General features: G+C 36.8%; 17 protein-coding genes and 2 tRNA genes. 7 read left to right on the forward strand and 12 right to left on the reverse strand.

The window, feature by feature from the left end:
* Window positions 1–946 precede the first annotated feature (946 nt).
* The 4 genes from QWY86_RS14405 to QWY86_RS14420 all read right to left on the reverse strand — a co-directional run bounded on the left by QWY86_RS14405 (window position 947) and on the right by QWY86_RS14420 (window position 8,541).
* Window positions 947–2,464 carry a RagB/SusD family nutrient uptake outer membrane protein gene (locus QWY86_RS14405; protein WP_290243043.1) on the reverse strand — a complete coding sequence of 506 codons (1,518 nt, stop codon included), beginning with the start codon at window positions 2,462–2,464 and terminating at the stop codon, window positions 947–949.
* Between the two features lie 11 nt (window positions 2,465–2,475).
* Window positions 2,476–5,682 carry a SusC/RagA family TonB-linked outer membrane protein gene (locus QWY86_RS14410; RefSeq protein WP_290243044.1) on the reverse strand — a complete coding sequence of 1,069 codons (3,207 nt, stop codon included), beginning with the start codon at window positions 5,680–5,682 and terminating at the stop codon, window positions 2,476–2,478.
* A 217-nt stretch (window positions 5,683–5,899) separates the two neighbouring features.
* Entirely contained in the window at window positions 5,900–7,378 is a 1,479-nt protein-coding gene (locus QWY86_RS14415) for a family 43 glycosylhydrolase (RefSeq protein ID WP_290243045.1), read from the reverse strand.
* Between the two features lie 275 nt (window positions 7,379–7,653).
* Window positions 7,654–8,541, reverse strand: a complete 888-nt coding sequence (locus QWY86_RS14420) for a helix-turn-helix domain-containing protein (protein WP_290243046.1) — start codon at window positions 8,539–8,541, stop codon at window positions 7,654–7,656.
* Between the two features lie 264 nt (window positions 8,542–8,805).
* On the opposite strand from QWY86_RS14420, the gene QWY86_RS14425 reads away from it, so the two are divergent.
* On the forward strand, window positions 8,806–10,221 hold the full coding sequence (locus tag QWY86_RS14425; RefSeq protein ID WP_290243047.1) for an arabinose isomerase: 1,416 nt from the start codon (window positions 8,806–8,808) through the stop codon (window positions 10,219–10,221).
* Window positions 10,222–10,724: 503 nt separating this feature from the next.
* A complete protein-coding gene (locus QWY86_RS14430; protein ID WP_290243048.1) occupies window positions 10,725–12,194 on the forward strand; it encodes a recombinase family protein in 1,470 nt (489 codons plus the stop codon).
* Here QWY86_RS14430 and QWY86_RS14435 read toward each other — a convergent pair.
* Window positions 12,160–12,233 (reverse strand) — tRNA-Asn (locus QWY86_RS14435). The genes QWY86_RS14430 and QWY86_RS14435 overlap by 35 nt on opposite strands.
* 162 nt (window positions 12,234–12,395) lie before the next feature.
* Window positions 12,396–12,469: transfer RNA gene (locus tag QWY86_RS14440), tRNA-Asn, on the reverse strand.
* Window positions 12,470–12,614: 145 nt separating this feature from the next.
* On the opposite strand from QWY86_RS14440, the gene QWY86_RS14445 reads away from it, so the two are divergent.
* Window positions 12,615–13,535 carry a PfkB family carbohydrate kinase gene (locus tag QWY86_RS14445; RefSeq protein WP_290243049.1) on the forward strand — a complete coding sequence of 307 codons (921 nt, stop codon included), beginning with the start codon at window positions 12,615–12,617 and terminating at the stop codon, window positions 13,533–13,535.
* Between the two features lie 67 nt (window positions 13,536–13,602).
* Here QWY86_RS14445 and QWY86_RS14450 read toward each other — a convergent pair whose 3' ends face one another.
* The 3 genes from QWY86_RS14450 to QWY86_RS14460 all read right to left on the reverse strand — a co-directional run bounded on the left by QWY86_RS14450 (window position 13,603) and on the right by QWY86_RS14460 (window position 15,399).
* The gene (locus QWY86_RS14450) at window positions 13,603–13,836 is read right to left on the reverse strand and encodes a cytochrome b5 domain-containing protein (RefSeq protein ID WP_290243050.1); all 234 of its coding nucleotides are present in this window, start codon (window positions 13,834–13,836) and stop codon (window positions 13,603–13,605) included.
* 345 nt (window positions 13,837–14,181) lie between these two features.
* The gene (locus QWY86_RS14455; RefSeq protein WP_290243051.1) at window positions 14,182–14,871 is read right to left on the reverse strand and encodes a lycopene cyclase domain-containing protein; all 690 of its coding nucleotides are present in this window, start codon (window positions 14,869–14,871) and stop codon (window positions 14,182–14,184) included.
* Entirely contained in the window at window positions 14,872–15,399 is a 528-nt protein-coding gene (locus QWY86_RS14460; RefSeq protein ID WP_290243052.1) for a hypothetical protein, read from the reverse strand.
* Between the two features lie 101 nt (window positions 15,400–15,500).
* On the opposite strand from QWY86_RS14460, the gene crtID reads away from it, so the two are divergent.
* Window positions 15,501–16,982, forward strand: coding sequence for a bifunctional phytoene desaturase/3,4-desaturase (crtID, locus tag QWY86_RS14465; protein WP_290243053.1), 1,482 nt, complete (start codon window positions 15,501–15,503; stop codon window positions 16,980–16,982).
* Window positions 16,983–17,480: 498 nt separating this feature from the next.
* Here crtID and QWY86_RS14470 read toward each other — a convergent pair whose 3' ends face one another.
* From QWY86_RS14470 to QWY86_RS14480, 3 genes are all read right to left on the reverse strand, one after another.
* Complete coding sequence (locus QWY86_RS14470) at window positions 17,481–18,011, reverse strand: RNA polymerase sigma factor (RefSeq protein ID WP_290243054.1); 531 nt, start codon at window positions 18,009–18,011, stop codon at window positions 17,481–17,483.
* A gap of 134 nt (window positions 18,012–18,145) precedes the next feature.
* Entirely contained in the window at window positions 18,146–19,162 is a 1,017-nt protein-coding gene (gene murB / locus QWY86_RS14475) for a UDP-N-acetylmuramate dehydrogenase (protein WP_290243055.1), read from the reverse strand.
* Between the two features lie 73 nt (window positions 19,163–19,235).
* Window positions 19,236–19,667 (reverse strand): sterol desaturase family protein, encoded by a 432-nt coding sequence (locus QWY86_RS14480; RefSeq protein ID WP_290243056.1) that lies wholly within the window; start codon window positions 19,665–19,667, stop codon window positions 19,236–19,238.
* Window positions 19,668–19,840: 173 nt separating this feature from the next.
* On the opposite strand from QWY86_RS14480, the gene QWY86_RS14485 reads away from it, so the two are divergent.
* The 3 genes from QWY86_RS14485 to QWY86_RS14495 all read left to right on the forward strand — a co-directional run bounded on the left by QWY86_RS14485 (window position 19,841) and on the right by QWY86_RS14495 (window position 22,970).
* On the forward strand, window positions 19,841–20,449 hold the full coding sequence (locus tag QWY86_RS14485; RefSeq protein WP_290243057.1) for a TetR/AcrR family transcriptional regulator: 609 nt from the start codon (window positions 19,841–19,843) through the stop codon (window positions 20,447–20,449).
* A 110-nt stretch (window positions 20,450–20,559) separates the two neighbouring features.
* A complete protein-coding gene (locus QWY86_RS14490) occupies window positions 20,560–21,900 on the forward strand; it encodes a TolC family protein (RefSeq protein WP_290243058.1) in 1,341 nt (446 codons plus the stop codon).
* Between the two features lie 2 nt (window positions 21,901–21,902).
* Window positions 21,903–22,970, forward strand: a complete 1,068-nt coding sequence (locus QWY86_RS14495) for an efflux RND transporter periplasmic adaptor subunit (protein ID WP_290243059.1) — start codon at window positions 21,903–21,905, stop codon at window positions 22,968–22,970.
* The last annotated feature ends 20 nt before the right edge of the window (window positions 22,971–22,990 follow it).

The raw sequence follows: 22,990 nt of genomic DNA on the forward strand, positions 1-22,990 counted from the left end.
CTTTGGGCCATCCTTATGAAAAGCGTATATGCTGATATCATTTTCCATTTGATAAATAATTTAATTTGGTTATGGTTTAATTTGCTAAATAAAAATACATCAAAAAAAAATTGACCATAATCATAAAACTTGATCCTCCCGTAGCTAAATTCTATTACTATTAATTTAACTAACTGAAATAAACCTTGTAAGTTATGATCTTATCCAAGTTGAATCTGTAAATCTTCGAAGCGAATAGAATGGTATGCTTACAATTTCATATGGCTATTTGCACTATTCTTAATTTACAGATTAGACTTAAGTCAACCTTTTATATCAAAAATAGGGATAAAAATAGGTGAGGAGACTAACCGAATTTGGGTAGATAATCAATGGATATAAAGTATGTAGAGAAGTGAAATTGTTTAGGTATAGCTTAACAAAAATCAATTTTTTAAAATTTTAGACGGACTTATGTTTTGGCTATGTGGTTTTCCGCAGCAGCGTTACAACTCCATTCGGATTAGTATTTGCAACCCTGAATCTCGGAGTTCTTTCATAGATTATTATAAACACTTAAAAGTTATTGAAGGAGGCCGCAGGAGGAATTCGACATAACAAGGCTTAGGGATGGAAAAACTGAACTGGATTTTGACAATTTGTACACATCTAAAAAATACGAAAGCCTTTCCCCAATTCATTTATCAATATGAATTAATGATCATTCAACACCGATCGCTTATTTAGATAAGTTTATGGTTTTCAGCTTGCTGTCCATTAGATAATTTGCATTTGGTTTTGCTTGGGAAAACCCAACCGATACAACATAAAAAACTCAATTCTTATCGATCTGGGTTAACATTTGTAATAATTTCCTTACTGACAAAATTTTACGTCGAAAGGAACAAATCTTCGAAAGAAAAGAGGACGGGCTATGCCTGTCCTCTTCATTTAAGAGCCCTCTGCCTTATTGTGGGTTCTGTGTTAGATTATCTAAAATAATTTCCCTCTGAGGAATAGGCAGCAAGGTTTTATTTGGCGTTAGTACGTATGCACCTGTTGGAAATTGTGAAGGTGCTTTTGCAATTTCTCTTTGACCATGAGCATTCATCACATCAACTGCTTTACCTGTACGGACCAAATCGAACCAACGATGGTTTTCAAATGCAAGTTCCACTTTTCGCTCTTGGTAAATCGCTTCGCGGAAAGCTGCCTGAGAATTTACATTCAGCGCTGCTACTAGATTACCCGAGGATTTAGCCGGAAGGCCTGCTCTTGTTCTAATCGCATTTAGCAAATTAAATGCCTCACCCCCTGCTGTAAAAACCTGTTCATTAAGGCATTCTGCTATCATGAGCATAACATCGGCATAACGTATTACCGGAAAGTTTACATTCGTTTGTCCGGGTTGTACAAAACCCTGATTGTATTTTTTAATGTAGGGTACAGCGACAAATCCTGCGGTACCAGTAAATCCTTCTGCTAAAGAAACATCTTTTCGTAGATCACCAGGTTCATAAGAAGAAATTAAATCCGATGTCGGTATATTCCATCCGCTACCAAAACTTAAATTTGTACCCGGATCCTGTGTAACTGCCGTACCAGAATTAAATGGCGCAAACTGATACATAAAGTTGCTTGAAAGATTTGTACCTGCAGTTGAGTAATATTGAATCTCAAAAATAGATTCTGCATTGTTCTTGTTTGTTGTTAAATAGATACTAGCATAACTTGGTAATAAGCTATAACCAGTTACTTTCCTCAAAGCGGTTAAGGCTTCGGTAAACTTTTTCTGCGTCATGTAGACCTCGCCTAACAAGGCGTTTGCAGAACCTTTAGAAACTCTGCCTTTCTCTGAAGCTGGATAACTGCCCACTTCCGGCAGATTAGTTGCAGCATCATTCAAGTCTGAAATAATTTGTGCATAAACCGCATCTACCGTTGCTCTTCCTTTAGATGGTGCATCAGTTGGTGACTTCGTTACTTCAAGTCTCAATGGCACCCCACCAAACTGTCTCACCAGATTAAAGTAATGGAAAGCCCTCAAGAATTTTACTTCTCCGATGGCTTGTGTTTTGCCCGCAGCCGACATTGTGATACCATCTACGTGATCCAACACATCATTACACCTGAATATAGAGGTGTAAGTATCCCTCCAAAAATCCTGTATCAGCGTATTGGCAGAATTAGCAAGAAACTGATCTACCTGCTCCCTGTTTTCCTGCCCTCTTTGAGGCGCATTATATTGAAATGTAGTATTATCAGAGCGCATTTCACCAAATAGCCAGAAGCTAAACGTTCCCAGCCCGCGTAACGAACTATATGCACCATTAACGCCTTGCTTAAGATCTGATTCCGTTTTCCAAAAGTTTACATCTGTTAAACTGGATTCGGGCGTTTGATTCAGAAAATCCTTTTTACAAGCGGAGAATGTTGCAACAAAAAGGAAAAAAGTAATTGATAAATATCTTGAATAAGTTTTCATATTCTTTCTAATTAAAAGGTCATGTTAATACCTGCAGTTATAATTCTAGGAAGCGGATATGCTGTGAAATCGCGTCCGGGTGTTAATGCAGAAAAGCCATCATTGGTACCTGCTTCCGGGTTTGCACCACTGTATTTTGTGAATGTTACAAGATTTTGAACGCTCGTATACAATCTAAGGGTTTTTATAAATTTCGATGAGGTGATAAACTTCTGTTTGAAATTATACCCCAAGGAAACATTTTGAATGCGCAAGAAGCTTGCATCTTCTATCCATTGAGAATTCACTTCACGATAGAGCGTTCTGCCCCCGTTTGTGGTAGGTGCAAAACCATTTTCTGGATTAGAAGGCGATCTCCATCTGTCAAGCACACGGCGATCAACGTTGAAAACCCCGTCAGTATTCAAGAAGAATTCATTACCTGTCTTCATAATCTGCCCACCTTGGGTTCCAACGATTAAAATGTTTAAGTCGAAATTTTTATAACCGAAATTATTGGTAATTCCATATGTGAAATCAGGCTGAGCATTTCCAATTACAGTAAAATCTTTTACCTCTTCGATGATTCCATTGCCATCGATATCTTTATATCGAACAGAGCCGACTACCGATGAGCCATGCTTAGGCTGACTGGCAAGTTCCGCTGCATTTTGGTAGATACCATCGAACTGGAAACCAAAAAATTGTCCGATTGGTTTACCAACTTCTGTTTTGTGTGTTGAATAACCACCACCACTTCTTCCGCTATATATCGGCGCATTATTATTGCCTGGATTAAGTTCTAAAACAATATTTCTGTTAATACTGATGTTTGCATTTGTGCTCCAGGTAAATTCACCTGTTAAATTTTTTGAAGTCAATCCAATTTCAAAACCTCTGTTTCTAACTTTCCCCAGATTGATGGTTGAAGTAGAGAAACCCGAAGCCGAAGGAAGTTCTGCATTTAACAGTAAATCACTAGTTATGCGGTTATAGAAATCGAAGGTTAAACCTAATCTGCTTTTAAATACCGATAAGTCTAAACCTAAATCCAGTTCATCTGCTTTTTCCCATGTTAAATTCTGGTTGGCTATCGAGCCTGAAACTCTACCATTGGCCAAGCCTCCACCAAAAGAATAATTTGATGAACCTATGCTTGCTGCATACTGATAATTCGGAATGTTAAAATTACCAGTACGGCCATAACTCGCTCTCAATTTTAAGTCACTTAACCAAGTCGCATTTTTTAAAAATTGTTCTTCGGATGCTCTCCATGCAAATGCGGCCGATGGAAATGTACCATAACGATAATTCGAGCCAAAGCGTGAAGAACCATCAGATCTTACTGTTGCGGTTAGTAAATATTTATCCTTAAAAGTATAATTTACCCTTGCCAGATAAGAAATTAATGCCCATTTTTCAATCCCTGCCCCTGCACCATTAAGCAAAGTAGAAGCGTTTATAGTCTGAATTAAGTTATCAGGATAATTTGTTGCGCCAAAATTAAATCCTTCGTAGCGTTCTTGCTGCGCAGTATAACCTGCAACAGCACTAATTTTATGGTCAGTACCAAATTCTTTATCATAAGATAATGTGATTTCCGATAACCAGTTAGAAGTTGTATTCTGAGCAGTACTAGATGAAGGTATTGAAGGATTTGGATTGGTATTTCCAGTTTCGCCGATTACAAATGATGGACTAAATGCGAATGAACTGTTGTTGATATAGTCATAATTGAAGCTGTATTTTGCTTTAAGTCCGTCGATGATTTTATACTCTGCAAAGGCAGTTGCCAAACCTCTGAAATATTTCGCCTTTGTACCTGCAAATTCGAGCGTATTTAAAGGATTACCAGCTCCGATTGCACCTGGAGAAGTGATGAAAGTAGTTCGGTTACCTGCTGCATCTGTGATAGGTACAATTGGACTAAGCCATAAAGTACGGGTTAATATATCTCTTTGACCGGATTCAAAACCATTTCTATTTTGAATTCCACCACTTGGCGCTATACTCAGACCAACCTTTATTTTTTTGCTGAGGTCTGATTCGATGTTAAAGTTTACAGAATATCTTCTGTAATCTGTATACCTTATTGTGCCTTGCTGCTCAAGTCGACCAACTGAAGCCGAATATCTTGTACTCTCAGAACCGCCGCGAATACTTGCATCAATATTACTTTGAGTGGCTGTTCTCAGTACTGCATCATACCAGTCGGTTCCTTCGCCATACTGAGCAGGATTTCTGAATTCTAATGGAATGTCAGCATCCGTGGTTGTTTGTCCGTTAGCAGCTCGGGCATCAATTATCATTTCTTTTCTAAATTGTGCATATTCTGTACCGTTCAATACATCTGGACGACCTTTTTGCGGCACCTGTTGAGCACCAATGTAAGAGTTGATGCTTACCACTGGCGGGCCGGTTTTACCGCGTTTCGTAGTGATTACAATTACACCATTTGAACCACGTGAACCATAAATTGCAGTGGAGGATGCATCTTTTAAAACTGTTACGGTTTCAATATCATCCGGACTAATAACATTTAAAGGATTATAAACCTGACCACCTGAATTCGAAATGGCAAATCCATCCACAACATACAATGGATTATTCCCGGCAGTGATGGATCCTGTCCCTCTAATTTTTACATTTACACCACCTCCCGGAGCTCCGGTTGGCGCACTTATCTGCACACCAGCAATCTGACCAACAAGCTTCTGGTCAATTGAACTAACTGGCAAATCCTTAACCTGAGCAGAAGAAATTGTGGAAACTGAACCGGTTAAATCTTTCTTTTGTGTCGTTCCGTAACCTACAACTACAACATCATTCAGATTATTTTCAGCATCAGCTAACTGTATTGAAGACAGATTAGCCGATGCGGGCAGTTCTTTCTGCGTATATCCTTGAAAAGATATAACCAACATATCATCTGCTGCAATACCCTTTATCGTAAAGCGACCATCACTATCACTCATTGTAGCTATCCTACTGGATTTTACGCGGATTGTAGCGCCTGGTATAGGTTGTCCGTCTTTATCCACAATTCGCCCTGAAACATCTATGCGCTTAAGTTTTAGCAGAACTTTATGTTCACCCTTTTCAATTACAGGATTTGCAAAGCTCATTGTACTGAAGGCTGCAAGCGAGCAGCTGAGCATAAAGACTGCAGCCTTTGTTGCCCGAAAGCCACCCCTGCTTCTTACAAGAGCATATGCATTCTTTAAAGTAAATTTTTCCATGGTTAATTTGGTTTGTTAAATGATTCTTTGTTAGTTCGGGATAATTATTCCGGCTGGAAAACCAGCCGGATAAACATTACTAATCAACTATCCAATACCGCTATTGATAGTATATTTTCGGCAATCCTCGCCTGATGGGGAATGAACATAGCAATCCCTCATCGCATATTTTTCGGGCGATTAACTGTAATTATTTGTGCTTAAAAATTAACTTCTGCTATTTAATTGTATAGCTATATTTAATTTTCCTGTTTTTTTCTGGTTGAAAACTCTGCCCGGTGTCCTTGCTAGATGCGGTGAAATCTGTTGTATTTTCTACTAAATTTCCTAGCGCAAATCCATAACAGCCTTTGCTGGTTTGGGTGGAAATAATTACCTGGTATTTTTTGCCTTTCGCTAAAACAATCTTTGGAGTGGTTTTTATATTCTTCGCAGACCAACCTATTGAATCCCGCGGAATAGATATTTTTTTCAGCAACTTGTTTTTTGATGTGAGACTATCGGTAAATTCGTAGAAATCCAATATGAGATCGGCATCCGGATAGCCACTTTTAAGCGTATTAAGTACGAATGAATTTAGCATCCCGGATTTGCCTGCCGTAAATATCTGGCTACGCTGCTTGGTTTTATCTAAATCGCAGCTTGCAGAAAATGCTTCGGGCGATGAATCTCCACCTTTTTTAACTGAAAAGGTTGTCAGACAGTTCATAGGATTAATAGACCCGTCTTCGGCAAAGCTCAGTGGCGCCCAATAGTAATTAGCCTGCGCCTCATTTTTTGCTGCATTGTTCCATAAATCGCTGCCATACAGATATATTGTTTCCGAATTCACCTTCATTGTCGATACGAAAGACGGTTGTCCTCCACAAGAATTATCGCTGATTCTTTTTCCATCTGACCATGGCCCCAAGGGAGATTTAGCTGTTTTGTAAGAAGTTCCTGTCCCTGAACAATAGCCACAATTGGGATCTGAATAAGTTATATAATAAATACCATTTCGTTTGAATAAGGCAGGGGCTTCCGTTTTACCTTCGGTAACAGCACTTGAAACTTTTCCGTTGCCCGAAAGATAATCTTCTGTTAGTTGTTCTACAACAATGCTACCTTTTGTTCGCCAATCTGTAAATGCAAGGTATCCTGTTCCATCGTCGTCAATAAAAAGATCATGGTCTCCATTATTCAATCCTGCAGCAGGCATCTTACTGTTAACTGCAATTTTGGGTTCAGCAACTTCGATAAACGGCCCGATTGGTGATTTACTCGTGAAAACCCGGTAACCGCTAACATTATCATAAACGTTTATCCAAAGCACATAATTTTTGTTCTTTTTATTATAGATAACGTGCGGACGGAAACAACCGTAAGTTTTTCCATCACATCTTGATTGCCAAAGTGGCGTTTGAGCATCAAATAAAAAACCTTCATCTTTCCAGTTCACCATATCTTTTGAAGAATATGTTTTAAAACCACAGAAAGGGGCTGTTTTATTATTCCATTCAAAACCACAATCGTAGCTTGTTCCGTACAGATAATAGGTTCCGTTGAAAAGCGCAATTTCTCCATCATGTGCATCAACTGCATTTCCGAGCGCATCAAACCTGGTGATTTGTTTACCATCCGAAGAGAAATTGGCCACTTGTGAGTTAGAGATTAAACTCTGGCATAAAAATAACAGTAGAACAATGTAGAATTTCATAATATAATTGGTTAGTCGTTTTATTAATTAACAGATATCGGTCAGTAAAACGTTTAACCAAAAATAAGTTCTTAATAAAAAGTCTTTTTATATTATTTGATAATTGTTGTATATTTTATGATTTATGGATTATAAATAAAAGTATAGGTATGAACCCTTTTTATAACTTGTAAGCTTATTTAACTATTTGCCCTTCCCAACATTCTAAAAAGCTGATATCTTTCTTCTTTGAGAAAAATTGTGAAGACCATTTGGCAGTTCAGCAATTTTGATTATTAGCTACTAGAGATGAGATTTATTTTTCTGAACTCTGTCGGGTTAAGTCCAACCTTTTCCTTGAAAATCTTTGAGAAATAAAAGCTTGACTGAAAGTTTAATTCAAAAGAAACACTTTTAACAGGTATGGTTTCATTTCTTAAAAGTTCCTTGGCTTTTTCTATTTTCAGTTGAATATAGTATTGACCTGGGGACAGCCCCGTATGTTTTTTAAACAACTTTCTAAACCAGGAGTACCCAACATTTAAATCTTCTGCAGCTTGCTCTGGTGAGTACGCATTACAGATATTTGACCTAAACAATAGTCTTGCTTTATTAATAACCAGCTCATCCTCCTTTGTAAGCCCGAAACTTTGTTTTGATACACAATAGCAAAAGCCAATAAGATGCAGTGCAGCACCTGATACCAAAGGTTGATAACCTGGTCTTTCATCCCTGATGTTTTCAATAATGGTATTATAGAGGTCTAATACCGCATCGTTAAATCCAATATATAAAATTGGGGCTTTTGGATTAAGGTAACCAGATACTACAAGCTGATCTAATATTTTACCATTCAGTCCGATCCAGTGTTCATCCCATCCGGTATTTTCATCTGGTCTGTAACGATGCCTTTCATTGGGAAATAGAAATATGATTGACCCGGCGGCAACGGTCATCTGTTCACAACTTTCGGATTCGAATAAACCCTGACCATTAGTTATGTATATTACCTGATATTCTTGAAGTATGCGCCATTTATCCCATTTAAACTGATGATGACCAGGATGATTTTTAAATGGATAATCAGCTGAAGCCTGAATGCAGGTGCGTCCCGCATTCAATACAGTTAGCCCCCAGCTTTCATCCTCTTGACTTACAGGAAGGTATTTGAAAAAATTAATCATCTTAATATATTAATTTAAAGCAGCGATGTACAAAACAAGCGACTAATCAGGCTAATCTTATACCTACAGCTTTTCGGGTAATTCCATAGATTAAGGACATCACCAATTAAAAAATGAGCTACTCGCAAATAAAACCAAAAAGATTTGAAAAACCATAATAAGTCAAATTCTACAGTCTTTTTGTCAAATTCAACATTTATTAAAACGGTGCAGTAGATACCTTTGAAACCAACAAATTTTAAAAGCATGGTGTTAAATTCAAAAATGAGAATTGGATTATTTTGTGTTGGACTTGATACCTATTGGGAGCAGTTTGCAGGTTTAAGGGAAAGGCTAATTGGTCACCTGGATTTAATAGAAAATAAACTTCAGTTGCATGACGCCGAAATCATTAATCTTGGGCTAATTGATGACGCGGATACAGCTTTTATTGCCGGAGACCGTTTCAGAGCTGAAAATATAGACATTTTGTTTCTTTACGTTTCTACATATGCACTTTCTGCAACAGTATTACCTGCAGTGAGAAAGGCTAACGTACCCGTTATTGTGCTCAATTTGTCACCTGGAACCAATATTGATTATGAAATTTTTAATAAAATGGATAATCGGACTAAAATGACTGGCGAGTGGCTTGCCTATTGCTCGCCATGCTCGGTACCGGAGATTGCAAACGTATTTAAAAGATGCAAAATCCCTTTCTTCCAGGTTACCGGCATGCTTGAAAATGATGAACATGTGGAAAGTGAAATTAAAGAATGGATAGAGGCCACTAGAGTTGCAAAAATTATGTACTATAACCGCATAGGTATTATGGGAAATTATTATGGTGGCATGATGGATATTTACACAGACCTTACCCTTCTAACATCAACATTTGGTGGTTATATGGAGGTTTTGGAAATGGATGAACTCTCCGCTTTGAAAAAGACAGTAACGCCTGAAGAAACACAAAAAAAACTTATTGAAATCAATAGTGCATTCGATGTAGAGGAAGATTGCATACCCGATGAATTAGCCCGAGCTGCAATTACTGCAGTTGCACTTGATAAACTTGTGGCTAAATACAAACTCGGTTCTTTAGCCTACTACTATAAAGGAACGGGCAATTTAGATAATGAAAGCACTGCAAGCGCTGTTATCCTAGGCAACTCTCTTCTTACTGGTAGAAATATACCGGTGGCCGGAGAGTTTGAAGTAAAAAATGTGCATGCGATGAAAATCATGGATAGTTTTCAAGCTGGTGGCTCCTTCACGGAGTATTATGCTATGGACTTTAAAGATGATGTGGTACTCATGGGCCACGACGGCCCCTGTCATCCAACAATTGCGGAGGGAAAAATAAAGGTTAGACCGTTAAAGGTTTACCATGGAAAAGTAGGTCAGGGTTTGTCGGTTGAAATGTCGGTTGCCCAAGGTCCTGTCACCTTACTTTCTGTAGTAGAAGATGGTGCTGGAGGCATGCTTTTGTTGATGGCCGAAGGGGAATCAGTAGAAGGAAAAATCCTTGAAATCGGAAACACGAATTCAAGATATCGCTTCTCTATTGGAGCAAGAAACTTCGTTGAAAGTTGGAATAGCCACGGACCAGCGCACCATTGCGCAATCGGAAGGGGGAATTTAGCTTCAAGGATAAAGAAATTGGGGTTGATATTGAAGATTCGCACCGTGCAGGTGTGTTAAATTGTAATTTTGATGGGATTTCTAGCTTTTTAATGACATTAGAATAAATACATTAAACCTATTTCTTCGTTTTAACTGTTTAAAAATCCTTTAAAAGCATCAAATTTAATAGGTTTAGAAGCCATATACTATTTATGCAATTACTTTAATATTTCTTCTATCTAAATGGTAATCCTCATCTGCAAAGCGATAACCGAACCAGTTGCTTTGAGGTTCGGATGAAGCTTTAATCCCACTATTTTTCTGTGATAATCATCAGTCGCTTTTAATGATCATTCATTAAACTGTTATGTTATCAAATGTCTATAGATTAAAGAGGGCAAATTAGTTGCTCAATTAGACACAAAAACTTTAATTTATCTCAACAGGCAATATTGGTAAAGATATCCACGCCAAGGCAATGTCCCTTTTCATATGGCCAATACCATTCCCTGCTAACCCATCGTAGAGCATAGCTAGCTTGTCACCAACGCGAATTACAGTTGGCATTCCTATAGCACCTTTTGCCCACTTACTGCAAGCAAAACATACAAATCAAAAAAGTAATCTTTGAAGACCATTCCGCTAAAACCTTCATCCGACCAGAATGGACGAAACTTGTTCTAGAGCTTAAGAAAAGTAAAGGAAAATCCAGTTTGGTACTATTTACCAAATGGGACCGATTCAGCAGAAATGCACCTGATGCTTACCAAATGATCGCACTTTTAAAATCTTTTGGTGTGGAACCGCAGGCAATAGAACAGCCTTTAGATATGTCTGTCCCAGAAAATAAAATGATGTTAGCCATTTACCTCACCGCTCCGGAAATTGAGAATGACAGGCGAGGTTTAAACACTTTCTATGGCATCAGAAGAGCACGCAAAGAAGGCAGATGGACCAATACCGCACCAGTTGGCTATAAAAACCTATGCACGCCAGAAGGCAGAAAATACATTGGATTTGACGACAAGCAAGCAAAAATCATGAGGTGGGTTTTTAATGAGCTGTCATTAGGGACTTATTCTTCTCAGCAGATTTTCAACCGGGCAAGTGAAATGGGATTAAGCTGTAAGAAAAACAGATTTTTGATTGCCATCAGAAGCAAGGTGTATATCGGAAAAGTTCCGGTTAGAGCTTTCAAAGATGAAGAAGAACAATGGGTCAAAGGTCAGCATAAGCCATTGATATCAGAAGAACTCTTTAATGAGGTTCAGACCATACTGGATGGCAGAAAGAGAATTGCAAAGACAACCATTTATGCGCATGAGCGCATGCCATTACGTGGTTTCCTTAATTGCTCAAGGTGTGATAGAATCGCTACCTCAAGTGCATCCAAAGGAAGAAAAGGATATTATTACTATTATCATTGTTCATCAGCCTGCGGATGGCGGATTAAGGCAGAAGACGCCGACAACGTTTTATTGGAAATCATAAAAGAACACGTCCTGCGCCCGGTTTCCAGCGAGCACTTTAAAATCGCCATAAAAGACTGGCATTCCAACTTTGGAAAAGATGAAAAAGAGCAAAAGATGGCCTGTATACATGCCATATCGGATTTAAACAACAGAATTACTCAAGCCAGAGAGCTTTTGCTTGCAGGAGATATTGATGCTTCAGATTATAGCACCATAAAATCTGAAGCAGAGAACAAGATAATGTCGCTTGAAACCAGGCTTGCTATTGTTTCATCAGATTTAATTAGTGCTCAAGAGCTAGACGGCTTACTTAACCAGGTTATTGAGAAAATAACACAGCTTCTTGCATTATACTGCAATTCAGACAGTTACGTAAAAAGAAAGATAATTGGTTCGATGTTCAGGAAAAAATTCACTTTTGAAGAGCTCAAACATCGAACCGTTTTGAGAAGCATTCCATATCAGATGAGTTACCTGATTAACAGCAAGATAGCCCATAAAAAACAAAGGGCAAGCGACCGTATAACGTGCTTGCCCACTCAGGCTCCCTCTGCTGGGCTCGAACCAGCGACCCTCTGATTAACAGTCAGATGCTCTAACCAGCTGAGCTAAGAAGGAATGTTTTCTTTCAACCTTTCTATTCCCTCTGATTAATCCCGTACCTACGGGACGCTAACCAGCTGAGCTAAGAAGGAATATTTATCCTGGTTTAAAAAATTTTCGCCAAAATCATTTGGCAATTTATTATAAAAAATCCCCACATTGCTGTGAGGATTTTTGCTCCCTCTGCTGGGCTCGAACCAGCGACCCTCTGATTAACAGTCAGATGCTCTAACCAGCTGAGCTAAGAAGGAGTGCTGGTTTTTCCCTAAAACGAGGTTCTTTGTGCCTTGCGGCTCGCATACCCTTGTTCGTTTTGGGAATGCAATATTAGGGCTTTTAAATTATTTATGCAATATTTGCAGTGAAAAATTTTTAAAAAAATTCAAATTAAAATATATGAGCCTGATAATCATAGGTACTGTAGCTTTTGATGCTATTGAAACTCCTTTTGGAAAAACAGATAAAATTGTTGGTGGAGCTGCAACTTACGCAAGTTTAGCTGCTTCTTACTTTTACAATAAAGCAAAAATTGTTGCAGTAGTGGGTGATGATTTCGCAAAATCGGATATCGACACCTTTAACAACCACGGAATAGATACTGAAGGTTTACAGATTAAAGCCGGAGAAAAATCTTTTTTCTGGTCGGGTAAATACCACAATGATATGAACAGCCGTGACACTTTAATTACGGAACTTAATGTTTTAGAAAATTTCGACCCAATCATCCCAGAGAGTTACCAGGATTGCGAATACCTAATGTTGGGCAACTTAACACCTCAGGTTCAGCAAACAGTTATTAAACGCCTTAAAAACCGTCCAAAACTAATTGTAATGGATACCATGAACTTCTGGATGGATATAATGATGGATGATTTATTAGAAACCATCAAATTGGTAGATGTTTTAACGATTAATGATGCTGAAGCTCGTCAACTTTCTGGCGAATATTCATTAGTTAAGGCGGCTCAGAAGATTTTAGCAATGGGGCCAAAATATTTAATCATTAAAAAAGGTGAGCATGGTGCACTGTTATTCCACGAAGATCAAATTTTCTCTGCTCCTGCCCTGCCCTTAGCTGAGGTTTTTGACCCAACTGGTGCTGGCGATACGTTTGCTGGTGGTTTTATCGGATACTTGGCTAAAGTTGGCACAATTAACTTTAACAATATGAAAAATGCCATTATTTACGGTTCGGCATTGGCTTCATTCTGTGTAGAAAAGTTTGGTACCGAAAAATTATTAAACTTAACAGAAGAAGAAGTTGCAGGTAGAATTCAACAGTTTGTAAACTTAAGCTCATTTACAATAGAAGCTTAGAAAGCATTCAATATTCTTTGAGCCACAGATTGTCAGATTTCTTTCTGTCAATCTGTGGCTTATTAATTCAAAGCATTTTGGCAATTGGCATAAATTTCTCAAAAACAGCTTCCGTATGAGGCGCATCTGCCAATTCCTCCGTTAAATCCTGTCCGGCCCAATGCTCGTAGTGCTTTCCGTTGCGCCACAATCTACTATCAGTCATATCATATATTAATCCCTTGTAAGCCACCCAAATTTGCGGCTTATCTTGTCCGTTGCGCAATGCAAGTTGAGCTTTTGTATAAACAGGTAATTCCATTTTAGATTATTTAGAAGCATTTTATTCTGCACATCATTGCGGGGCACGAAGCAATCTTATTTTTTAAGTTAATAACATAATCGCACATAGATTGCTTCGAACCTAGCAATGACGATTGGCTGAGTTATTTCCAAAAACAGCAGTTCATTTGTTCAGTCGCGAATTGCAAATTCCTTTGTTTACAAAGGTGATTGTAATGGAAATCTTTTTTGCTGCAGCTACAGTAGATTTTCAGCCAACAATCACAAAAAAATTGCAATGTAAAGCAGGACTAAAGCACCCTAGAAATACTGCCATTCATTTCCAAAACACAACTTTTATTCTTAGACGATTAGTTTAGAAAAACTAGTCTATCTTTTTAGCTGCCCTGCTTTTAAAAAATTCGTAAAGAAACACATTCATTAACAAAAGACTCATTAAGTAAAAATGGTCTTCGAAAGGAATGGTCCCTACACGCATATTTAAAGTTTCGTTATCATTATAAATCACAACCGGAATTGCAGTTAAAAACCCATTTACAATATAAAATGGCAGCAAAGAAACCAAATATGCCCGGTAAAATCTATACATGAAACGGAGTTTCGAATTGACGTATTCTACGTAAAAAAGAACCACAAACAGAAACCCAAAATTAATAACCGTGTACCATTTGCTGCAGCCAAAAAACAGAATGGCTATGCAAACGCCAAGCAGCAAATTACTTAAAGCTAAGCTGTATCGTTGCAAATCATTTTTAGGGAAGTAAATATTTAAACATTCGTAAATAAAGATACAAGCGTAAGGCACCGTTAGAAAGAATAAAATTTCTTCTAGTGGGAGTCCGAAAAAGCTAATGCCAACTAAATAATCGGGATTGAAGGACCAAACGTTTAGTTTTACAAAAAGTAAATCCCATACTAAAAACACAAGTCCTGTTACCAGTATTGCCGGCAAAATAAATTTCCATTTACTAAAAAAGTAAACCTTTTTATCGAACGATAGTATAAGCGGAAATAAGATTACACCAATATTTATAAGCAGGTATATGTAATTCATTTAAATGTGTTTTTTTAAGATTTTTATTTCTGCAGCCGAACAGCGTTTGCTATCAATCATAAATTTAGCTACGTTTTTAATCAAAGTATTATCGGCCAAGCCAAAGTTATTGTTTTGGTAATGTTTCACGATTTCTTTCCTATCAACATCTAAATCTTTACTAAAACCTAAAAAACCAGGTGTGTAATGCTCTATTGAAAATCGCATAAACCTGATTTCCATATTCTCTTTATCCATATTTATTGCTGTTTGCATCATTTTTAACGAACGTTTTACATACTTAATTTTGTTGTACGGATTCCATGAATGTTTGGCTTTTAACGCTTCGAGTGTACCGGCATAACCAGTAATTAATGCCGTTTTATTTGGCATAGCGTTCAATTTATCAGAAAGTGAATCAGTAAGTTTCGAATCTTCTACAGCCTTAACCAACTCTGTTTTTAAAATGGTGATTTCTTTAACTGAAAGCTGCGCTTTTACGCACATGGTTAGCGTTAAGAATAAAAAAGTTAGAATTTTAAATTTCATTTGTGTGGTAAAGGTAATAAAAGTGTTTTGATATAGATATTAATCGTAATGAGCATTGGTAAAACCAAAACAAATCGATTAAAATTTGCTTTATTTACGCAATGGATAAGAAAACCAAAGTAACCATTATTGGAGCAGGTTTTGCAGGCTTAGCTGCCGCGGCAAATTTGGCAAAAGACGGTTGTGCTGTTACTGTTGTAGAGAAAAATGAAATGGCTGGTGGCCGAGCCAGAACATGGAGCAATGACGGTTTTTTATTTGACATGGGCCCAAGCTGGTATTGGATGCCGGATGTTTTTGAAAACTTTTATCAGCGGTTTGGCAAAACCACAGCAGATTTTTATGAATTAAAACGTTTAGCTCCCTCTTATCGAATTTATTTCGGAAAGGATGATGCATTGGATGTTCCGGCAACAGAAGCCGAATTATATGAACTTTTCGAGGCTTTAGAACCGGGCAGTTCTAACAACCTACGTAAGTTTTTAAAACAGGCGAAATACAAGTACGATGTTGGCATGAACGAATACGTTTATAAACCATCGCACAGTGTGATGGAATATTTCGACCCTCGCTTAGCTGTAAGTGGCATTAAACTTCAGCTAATTGGGAACATGAGAACGCATGTTGAGAAACTCTTTAATAATGAACAATTACGCAAGCTTTTAGAATTTCCGGTTTTATTTTTAGGTGCTACACCACAAAACACACCAGCTTTGTATAGTTTAATGAACTATGCAGATTTAATTTTAGGTACGTGGTACCCGATGGGTGGCATGCATAAGATTGTAGAAGCCATGCAACACATTGCCGAAACGCAAGGTGTTAAATTCGAATTTAATACGGAGGTAAAGAAAATTGAGGTGCATCAGCAGAAAGCCGAGCGAATAATTACCAATAAGGGGATTATTGAAACTGACTTTATTGTTGGCAATGCAGATTATCACCATATCGAACAAACGCTATTAGATAAACCATATAGAAAATATGATGAAAAATATTGGGATAGCCGAACAATGGCACCCTCATGTTTACTATTCTACATTGGCCTAAATAAAAAACTAAAAAACATCCTCCACCATAATTTATTTTTTGATGAAAACTTTGATGAACATGCTGCAGAAATTTACACAAATGCTAAGTGGCCATCAAAACCATTGTTTTACGCATGTTGTCCGTCGGTAACAGATTTGAGTGTTGCACCTAATGGATGCGAGAACCTTTTCTTTTTGGTTCCGGTTGCACCAGGTTTGAAAGATAGCGAAACCAAAAGAGAAGAATACTTTAACTTATTAATGGAACGGTTTAAAAATTTAACCGGTAATGATATTAGTGATAGTATTTTGTTTAAAAGAAGTTATGCGATGGACGATTTTGAAAACGACTACCATGCTTTTAAAGGAAATGCGTATGGTTTAGCTAACACTTTGAAACAGACAGCGTTTTTAAAGCCAAAAATGAAAAGCAACGTAACGAATTTATTATATACCGGACAATTAACCGTTCCAGGGCCTGGAGTGCCACCTGCAATCATCTCTGGAGAAGTCGTTGCAAAAGAAATAATAAAAAAGTTAAAAAAAGCTTGACAAATTTAAAATTTCCCTTATCTTTATAACCACAAAACAAAAACAGTGCATTTAAGCTTTAAAACACATTAGTTATAAAGGTTTGCATTTGTTTCGAAATAAGAGAGAAGGCAAATTGTTGAAATAAAACATAAGAATCAACTAACCAAATATATGATAAGCAAAAAGGCCAGGATTTATTCCAGGCCTTTTGCTTTTAATGACTTTTACAACTTACACCACATAAGAAATTTAAGACCATTTATAGAAATATTGAAATATCTCTATACCAATGAAATGATTTCTTTGATAAGAATGACCATCCGATTTTAATTAGCCCCGATAGAATGGAAAGCCCTGAAGCTTGAGTAAAGAAAGATGAGGACTTGAAATAATAGCGGCACTGTTGAAACCGAAAAAGCTTCTGAATTTGCGCTTCAAATAATTTTTATGAAAATTTACTTATAAAAAAAGCCCAGATAAAAATCTGGGCTTTTCTGTTTTAAAGTGGATGTATTTTTACGCCATCTCTTCTACAGCGATGTCTTTTGAGTAAGTTTTAAGGTATTTTTTTAGAATTCCTCTTGCTACGTGTATACGCGTTTTAACGGTTCCGATTGGAATATTTAACATATCTGCAATTTCGTGATATTTAAAACCTTCGAAATATCGGATGAATGGCACATAATATTCTTCTGGAAGTGTTGCAAGCGCTTTATCAATATCACTCAATACAAATTTACTTTCTGCCTGATTTTTTGTTGCACTGTAGGAAAGGTTTGCAGAAGAGATATCTTCGCTCTGCGTTATTAAAGTATTAGTTTTAACTAAACGACGGTAGTTGTTAATGAAAGTGTTTTTCATGATGGTAAACAACCAGCCTTTTAAATTAGTGCCTTCTTTAAACTTATTATAATAAGTTATGGCTTTAAGCATGGTATCCTGAACTAAATCATTTGCGTCTTCTGCATCTTTAGTAAAGTTCAAAGCATACGATCTTAGGGATACTGAATGGTGGTTAACTAGATGGTTGAATTCAAATTTTGTCATGATATTTAGCTTTAGGTACGATTTAAAAAAAACAAATATTTTGTTCTCTATTTCGTATTAAGCTAAACAAACTTAGTACCAATTTTTTTTGGCACGATGCCAATTCGCCTTTTAAAAGCTCAGACAGCTTTTCGTCACAGGATATTTACTTCTCTTTCTAAAGTGACTCCAAAAGTAGACTTTACACTGTCTATTATTTGTTCCGAAAAATTATACACTTCTGATCCTGTGGCATTTCCATGATTAACCAATACCAAAGCCTGATTTTTCCAGGTTCCGGTTTGACCGTGAATTTTACCCTTCCAACCACATTGCTCAATGAGCCAGCCCGCTGCAAGTTTTATTTTTCCGTCGGCTGTTGGATAATGTACAACATCTGGAGTTTTAGCTACAATGTCTGCAAATTCGTACTTTTCTATAACCGGATTTTTAAAGAAACTTCCGGCATTACCAATGGTTGAAGGATCTGGAAGTTTACTTACACGAATGTGCGATACTGCAGCAGATACATCGGCTATGCCCGGTTTTTCTATTCCTCTTTTATGTAATTCTGCTTCGATGGCACCATAAGAGGTATTTACATTGGCTTCAGTTTTTAATTTGAAGGTTACAGAAGTGATAATGTACTGTCCTTTTAACTCGCCTTTGAATACACTTTCCCGGTAACCAAAATGACAATCATTAAATTTGAAGGTTTTAATCTCTCCGGTTTTAATTTCGAAAGCTTCACAGCTTTCAAAAACATCCTTCAATTCAACTCCGTAAGCGCCAATATTTTGAATTGGTGATGCGCCAACTGTGCCGGGTATAAGACTTAGATTCTCTACACCTGCAAAATTATGCTCTACGCAATAGTTAACAAAATCATTCCAAACCACGCCACCGCCTGCAGTTACGAGAATTTGGCTTCCGTTTTCCGTAGATTTTATACCTTTTATACTGATTTTGATAACCAAGCCATCATAATCTTTCGTAAACAACATGTTGCTGCCACCACCAATAATTAGTATTTTTTGTGTTGATATAATTTCGCTCTTGAAAAGCTCCTTTAAATCTTCAACTTCAAATATCTCGGCAAAATAATTGGCCTTAACATCTATACCAAAAGTGTTATAAGGTTTAAGCGAAATATTTTCTTGTATTTGAAGCATATTGATTTTGTTATGCCGACAAAAGTAAGAAATAATAGATATAAGTTTATTTACAGAAACCTGGTTTCCGTTATTACTTTTTTAAGACTTTATCTTGCACAAACAATAAACCAAATGCCCTACCCTTTTTCTTGCCCATATTTTTATGGTGGATTTTGTGTGCCTTCCTAATCTTTGTTAAATAGCCATTTTTTGATTTAAATGGTTTGATTCGTTGATGCACGAACCAATCGTGCACCACAAAATAGATTAAGCCATAAACTGTAATTCCGGCACCAATGGAAAACCTATAACCAATGTTTTCTCTATCAATGTACATCAGATAGAGTGAAGACAATGCAAAAAGTAGTGCAAAAACATCATTCCATTCTAAAAAAGACTTCGAATGTTTATGGTGGCTTTTATGCATAAACCATAACGGTCCGTGGAATAAATATTTATGTATTGCCCAAGAAAAGCATTCCATCAAAACGATGGTTAAAAAAAAGATTATTATATTATTCATATAATGCATAGTGGAATGATTAAACCATAACGCAATATAAACCAAGAAGAAAGCAACAAACTGTCATAATAATGTAAGCTTATAATCCGTTTATTAATCGAATGATTAACATTTGAAATTTTAGATCTACTTTTGACTAATATATTAAAAAAGTCAGAAAGTAGAAAAGTAAAATGATTGTAGCCGATAAAAAAAGGGAACAAATTATTGAAGGTGCCATTAAGCGTTTTAGCCATTTTGGTATCAACAAAACTACGATGAACGATATTGCAGAAGATTTAGCTGTTTCAAAACCATCCCTTTACTATTATTTCCCCGATAAAAAACACCTGATACTTGGTGTAATTGAAAAAGTATTTACCGATTTTTTTGAAGCGATACAGAAAAAGTATAATCCAGAGCAAAACTTAGAAACAACTTTGGTTAATACGATTGACGTTCGAAACACATTTTTTCAGAAATATTATATGCTGAAAATTGCCGAAGGGATACCTGATTTATTAAATGACGAGGTTATTAAGGCTAAACTTAATTCGTTAAAGGATTTGGAAAAAGATTTCTTCGCAAAAGTTTTTACAAAGGCGAAAGAAAAAGGCGAAATCGACCATCCGGACATGAGTCACGTATCGGAATTGTATTTAGAGAGCTTGATGGGATTAACGACAATGTGTGTTATGGAAACAGGTAAGGACATTTTCCCTGATAAAAAGGCTTTAAACAGAATGAGCCAGAAGCAAAAAGACCTTTCTATAATTTTTACTAAGGGATTAAGATGTGAGTGAGAATTTGAAAGTTAAAAGTGATAAAAGAGCAACAACTGACGAAAAATGAATAACTAACAGAGCAAGGAAAACGAAAATTAAATAAAACCCAAAAACAAAATCAATATATTATGCTTAGAATAAAACCGGTAAAACTAATGCTCCTGCTTCTTATTGGCATTACTTTACCAAATCTGTTGGCTGCACAGCAACGGATTACTTTAAAGGAGGCGCTTACCTATGCGCTGCAAAACAATATTAAAGTTCGTAAATCGAAACTTGATATAGAAGGCGGAAGATACAAGGTTGAAGAAGTTAGAGCACAGGCTTTACCGCAAATTACAGGTAATGCAGGTTTAACTTACAACCCAATCATTGGTCAGTTGGTTGCCAACTTCGGCGGACAAACACAAGCCATCAAACTTGGTCAAAACTGGAATTCAACAGCAGGTGTACAACTTTCACAGCAGTTATTCAATCAGCAGGTTTTTACTGGTTTGCAAGCTGCACGTTCTAGTGAAGAATATTACAACTTAACTTCTCAATTAACCGAAGAGCAAATTATCGAACTGGTTGCAAATAATTATTACCAGGTTCTGGTAAACAGACAACAGTTAAATGTGATTGATACGAACATCAAAAATGTTAAAACTGTGGAAAAGGTAATTTCAAATCAATTTAAAAATGGCTTGGCCAGAAAAATTGATGTAGATAGAATTACCGTTAATTTAACCAATTTAAATACGCAAAGGGATCAGGTTGTTAATGCCATCATCCAATTAGAAAATCAATTAAAATTTTCGATGGGTATGCCAGTTTCTACGCCTATTGAATTACCTGCAGCAGAATTAACTCAGGTTACACAATTACCCGTGTTTACCGATTCGATTGATTTAGCAAACAGAACTGAAATTAAACTCCTGAACAATCAGGATAAGTTACTTTCGCTGCAAAGAAAAGCTTACTTGGCAGAATATTACCCTTCATTATCTTTAACAGGAAACTATACTTATTCAAGCCAAAGTGATGGTTTTGATTTTTTAAGTTCTAATGCCGCAGCCATTGGATATGGTGCATCTGCAATAGGTTTAACCTTACGCGTTCCAATTTTTAATGGATTTTTAACACGTTCAAAAGTTCGCCAGGCAAATGTTGATATTCTTAAAGCAAAAGAAGATAGAAAAGAAAACGTAAATGGATTAAACTTAGCATACGAAAATGCTAAAATCCAACTTCGCAATAACTTAAACACCATCAATTTGCAACGTAAAAATGTGGAGCTTGCCGAAGAAATTTACCGAAGCACGCAAAACAATTACAACAACGGGTTGGCAACATTAACAGATTTGCTTGATACAGAAAACTCATTAACCTCATCGCAAAACAGTTACACTCAGGCTTTATTAAATTATAAAATCGCCGAAATACAATTAATAAAATCAAACGGAAATATTAAATCGCTAGTACAATAAAAATGAAAAGGATTATTACTATTATAATTGTAGTTGTTGTTGCCTTAGGTGCAATAGCTTACGTTTTAAGCAACAATAAAAAGAAAAACGAAGCAAAAACTGCATTTATCGCAGAAGGTGGAGGCGCCGTTGCTGTTCGTGTTGCTACTGTAGAGAAAAAAGTTGTCGATTTGGATTTTGTGGCGAACGGAAACTTTGTTCCAAAGCAAGAATTAAACTTTCTATCAGAAAATGCAGGTCGTGTTTCTAAAATTTATGTCGATGAAGGTGCCCGTGTTAGCAAGGGCCAGGTTTTAGCTCGTATAGATGCTGAAATTATTAATACGGATAGAGAAACAGCTCAAGCTTCTTATGATAATGCAAAAAGAGATGAAGCAAGATACCAAAGTTCTTACGAAACCGGTGGCGTAACGCAACAGCAGTTGGACCAAGCTAAATTGGCTACCAGAAATGCAAAATTGCGCCTTCAGGCTTCTCAACGCAAGTTAAGCGATGCAAATATCAAATCTCCGATTAATGGAATTATAAACAAACGATACATTGAAGTTGGTGCATTTGTAACCGCACAAGGAACACAATTATTCGAAATTGTTGATGTTTCTAAATTGAAATTGAAAGTAAATGTTAACGAATCGCAAGTAGCGAGTTTAAAAATTGGCGATAACATTGAAATCAAATCTTCAGTTTTCCCTGATGACAAATTCTCTGGAAAAGTAACTTTCATTGCTGCTAAAGCTGATGCAACATTGAACTTCCCGATTGAAATTGAAGTATCGAACAACACAAAAAACAGCCTGAGGGCTGGTATGTATGGAACGGCAGTTTTTAGCTTCCCTAAACAAGTACCAAGTATTTTGGTGCCACGTACTTCATTTGTTGGTAGTGTAAGCAGCAATCAGTTATTTGTTTACGACAAATCTAACAACACTTCTAAAATAAGAAAAGTTGTTACTGGCCGTATTTTAGGCGATAACGTAGAAGTTTTAAGCGGATTAACTGAAGGCGAAACTGTAATTACCAGTGGTCAAATCAATTTAGCAGAAGGCACTGCAGTTAGTATTGTTAAATAATTCAGCTTGCATTTCATTAA

The sequence above is a fragment of the Pedobacter aquatilis genome (assembly GCF_030409415.1).
Taxonomy (GTDB): Bacteria; Bacteroidota; Bacteroidia; order Sphingobacteriales; family Sphingobacteriaceae; genus Pedobacter; species Pedobacter aquatilis.

Excerpts from the sequence above, each read along its gene's own strand:
- QWY86_RS14455 (WP_290243051.1), bottom strand. The coding sequence starts at position 14,871 with ATGAATTACATATACCTGCTTATAAATATTGGTGTAATCTTATTTCCG.
- murB (WP_290243055.1), bottom strand. The coding sequence starts at position 19,162 with ATGCTTCAAATACAAGAAAATATTTCGCTTAAACCTTATAACACTTTT.
- QWY86_RS14480 (WP_290243056.1), bottom strand. The coding sequence starts at position 19,667 with ATGAATAATATAATAATCTTTTTTTTAACCATCGTTTTGATGGAATGC.
- QWY86_RS14490 (WP_290243058.1), top strand. The coding sequence starts at position 20,560 with ATGCTTAGAATAAAACCGGTAAAACTAATGCTCCTGCTTCTTATTGGC.
- QWY86_RS14410 (WP_290243044.1), bottom strand. The coding sequence starts at position 5,682 with ATGGAAAAATTTACTTTAAAGAATGCATATGCTCTTGTAAGAAGCAGG.
- QWY86_RS14425 (WP_290243047.1), top strand. The coding sequence starts at position 8,806 with ATGAGAATTGGATTATTTTGTGTTGGACTTGATACCTATTGGGAGCAG.
- QWY86_RS14420 (WP_290243046.1), bottom strand. The coding sequence starts at position 8,541 with ATGATTAATTTTTTCAAATACCTTCCTGTAAGTCAAGAGGATGAAAGC.
- QWY86_RS14495 (WP_290243059.1), top strand. The coding sequence starts at position 21,903 with ATGAAAAGGATTATTACTATTATAATTGTAGTTGTTGTTGCCTTAGGT.
- QWY86_RS14485 (WP_290243057.1), top strand. The coding sequence starts at position 19,841 with ATGATTGTAGCCGATAAAAAAAGGGAACAAATTATTGAAGGTGCCATT.
- QWY86_RS14470 (WP_290243054.1), bottom strand. The coding sequence starts at position 18,011 with ATGACAAAATTTGAATTCAACCATCTAGTTAACCACCATTCAGTATCC.
- QWY86_RS14445 (WP_290243049.1), top strand. The coding sequence starts at position 12,615 with ATGAGCCTGATAATCATAGGTACTGTAGCTTTTGATGCTATTGAAACT.
- QWY86_RS14460 (WP_290243052.1), bottom strand. The coding sequence starts at position 15,399 with ATGAAATTTAAAATTCTAACTTTTTTATTCTTAACGCTAACCATGTGC.
- crtID (WP_290243053.1), top strand. The coding sequence starts at position 15,501 with ATGGATAAGAAAACCAAAGTAACCATTATTGGAGCAGGTTTTGCAGGC.
- QWY86_RS14405 (WP_290243043.1), bottom strand. The coding sequence starts at position 2,464 with ATGAAAACTTATTCAAGATATTTATCAATTACTTTTTTCCTTTTTGTT.
- QWY86_RS14415 (WP_290243045.1), bottom strand. The coding sequence starts at position 7,378 with ATGAAATTCTACATTGTTCTACTGTTATTTTTATGCCAGAGTTTAATC.
- QWY86_RS14450 (WP_290243050.1), bottom strand. The coding sequence starts at position 13,836 with ATGGAATTACCTGTTTATACAAAAGCTCAACTTGCATTGCGCAACGGA.